We start from the raw sequence: 2368 nt of genomic DNA on the forward strand, positions 1-2368 counted from the left end.
AGTGCCCACCTCGCACCGTGGTACGGTTGCCACACAACGGCGCGGGGTGGAGCAGCTCGGTAGCTCGCTGGGCTCATAACCCAGAGGTCGCAGGTTCAAATCCTGTCCCCGCTACTGCAGTTCGAAGGCCCGGATCCTTTACGGATCCGGGCCTTCGACGTGTGCGAACGCATGTACCGAGCCCGAGTTGGCCGTGCCGCTGTGGGGAGTTGAGGGAACTGTGTTTGACTTGTCTCTCTGTGGGCATGTCGACAAAACGCTGAAGTGACCTCACTGGCTGCGGTATACCAGGTGTACCCAGGTTGCAGGTGGTGCGACGATGGACGTTATGGGGGACAAGGCAACTCTGTTCGAGACAGGGCGATTTGTGCAGCCCTCCGGGCAGGACGATGCCGTGGAGGCCGCCGAGGAGGCTGCCGAGGAGCTTCGTCAGCGGCTCGCGGCCGAGGCCGGTGACGCCGAGGCGAAGAGTGTCCTCGGGGCCATGCTGCTGCGCCGTGGCGACCTCGACGGTGCCGAGCCCCATCTGCGTGCCGCCACCGCGGCCGGTGACCGTGCCGCCGCCAACAACCTGGGAGTCCTCCTCCACCAGCGCGGATACGCCGACGAGGCGGCCGGCTGGTGGCGGATCGCCGCCGTGGCCGGTTCGGCCGCCGCCGCGCACGCCCTCGGGCGCCACCACCGTGAGCGCGGGGACGAGCCCGCCGCCGAGTACTGGCTGCGCCAGTCCGCCGAGCAGGGCCACCCCCTGGGCGCGTATGCGCTCGCCGATCTGCTGGAGCACCGCGGGGACGCGGGCGCCGAGGACTGGATGCGGGCCGCCGCCGAGCGGGGGCACCGGGAGGCGGCGTACCGGCTGGCGCGTGCGATCGACCGCAGGGCCGCGCACGAGACCGGGACCGGTGCCGACGACGGCGCCGCGCTGCCGGCGGAGGCCGAGCGGTTCTACCGGCAGTCCGCCGCGCGCGGGCACCGGCGGGCCGCGCTGCAACTCGGCGCGATCCTGGAGCGGCGCGGCGAGCTCAAGGAGGCCGGGCGCTGGTACCTGACGTCCGCCAAGGACGGCGAGGCGCGGGCCGCCTGCGCGCTGGGCTTCCTGCTGCGCGACGCCGGCGACACCGAGAGCGCCGCCGTGTGGTGGCTCCGCGCTGCCCAGGACGGCGACGGCAACGCGGCCAACGCGCTGGGCGCCCTGCACGCCGAGCGCGGCGAGACCCAGACCGCCGAGCGCTGGTACCGCGCGGCGATGGACGCGGGCGACGACAACGGCGCGTACAACCTCGGGCTGCTCTGCGCCGAGCAGGGCCGCACCGCACAGGCCGAGCAGTGGTACCGGCGCGCCGCCTACGCCGGACACCGCGAGGCGGCGAACGCGCTGGCCATCCTGCTCCTCCAGGGCGGCGACACGGCCGGCGCCGAGCCCTGGTTCTCCAAGGCCGCCGAGGCCGGCAGCGTGGACGCCGCCTTCAACCTGGGCATCCTGTTCGCGGGCCGCGACGAGGACGAGGTCGCGCTGCGCTGGTACGAGCGCGCAGCCGCCGCCGGACACACCGAGGCGGCGCTGCAGGTCGGCATCGCCCGGCTGCGCGACGGCGACGAGCGCGCGGCCGAGCGGCATCTGCGGTGCGCGGCCGGCGGCGGCAGCCCCGAGGCGGCGTACCGGCTGGCCACCGTGCTCGACGCGCGGCGCCCGCCGGAGCCGGCGCACGAGCTGGGCGAGACGGTGCACGAGAAGACCGAGTGCGAGGAGTGGTACGAGCGCGCGGCCTCCCAGGGGCACCGGCGTGCCCAGGTGCGCGTCGGCATGATGGCCGCGGCCCGCGGCGACGTCGTCGAGGCGGCCCGCTGGTACCGGGCGGCGGCCGAGGCCGGCTCCCGCAACGGCGCCTTCAACCTCGGGCTGCTGCTCGCCCGGGAGGGCAGCGAGCCGGAGGCGGCGGTGTGGTGGACCCGCGCCGCCGACGCCGGGCACGGCCGGGCCGCGCTGCGCCTCGCCCTGGTCTACGCGCGGCGCGGCGAGCTGGCCGAGGGACAGCGCTGGGCGGACCGCGCGGTGACGCTGGGGCCGGCCGAGGTGAGCAAGCGGGCGGCCCGGCTGCGGGACGCGCTGGGCCAGGAGCTGTCGGCCTGAGCCGCGAAGGCCCTGGCCGCATCGGCCCGAGCCGTGAAAGCCCTGGTCGGAGCCCTGCCGGGGGCTGCCTGTTAATCGATTTGCTTCTGCTCGCGTGGCTGACGTAATGTTGCGTTTACCGACGCGGGGTGGAGCAGCTCGGTAGCTCGCTGGGCTCATAACCCAGAGGTCGCAGGTTCAAATCCTGTCCCCGCTACTGAAGGCCGAAGGCCCGGATCCCTTAGGATCCGGGCCTTC

At 74.2% G+C, this 2368-nt stretch carries 1 protein-coding gene and 2 tRNA genes; all 3 read left to right on the forward strand.

Features of this window, described 5'->3' with window-relative positions:
- Positions 1–40 precede the first annotated feature (40 nt).
- A tRNA-Met gene (locus ACWDR3_RS47625) sits at positions 41–114 on the forward strand.
- A 205-nt stretch (positions 115–319) separates the two neighbouring features.
- Positions 320–2131 (forward strand): tetratricopeptide repeat protein, encoded by a 1812-nt coding sequence (locus ACWDR3_RS47630; protein ID WP_450358927.1) that lies wholly within the window; start codon positions 320–322, stop codon positions 2129–2131.
- A gap of 122 nt (positions 2132–2253) precedes the next feature.
- A tRNA-Met gene (locus tag ACWDR3_RS47635) sits at positions 2254–2327 on the forward strand.
- Positions 2328–2368 lie beyond the last annotated feature (41 nt).

The sequence above is a fragment of the Streptomyces sp. NPDC001002 genome (assembly GCF_053599215.1).